The following is a 266-nucleotide window of genomic DNA, read 5'->3' on the forward strand; positions in this document are numbered from 1 at the left end:
GCCATGGTATAGTTTTTTGGCTCGCCTTTTCCATTTGTTCGACAATCAAGAGTCCAATCATGAAACACTGCGAATTGCCCATCTTTTGTCGGTCGTATATCGAATTCAACGATATCAGCGCCAGCTCGAAAAGCAGCTTCCATGGAGGGAATCGTATTCTCTATGTACGGATGTTCCGGTTTGTATATACGCTCCGCTGTACACGTATCATTGGTTACACCTTCTATAGAAAACGTTTGCGCAAGGCCGCGATGTGCTAAAAGCAG

Annotated in this window: 1 protein-coding gene; it reads right to left on the bottom strand. The window is 45.1% G+C overall.

Going from position 1 to position 266, the window contains the following annotated elements:
• Positions 1–266: glycerophosphodiester phosphodiesterase family protein (locus LKX83_RS32565; protein WP_304518366.1), on the bottom strand; the 266-nt coding region annotated here is incomplete at both ends.

Source organism: Cohnella baijiui (assembly GCF_020731285.1).
GTDB lineage: Bacteria > Bacillota > Bacilli > Paenibacillales > Paenibacillaceae > Cohnella.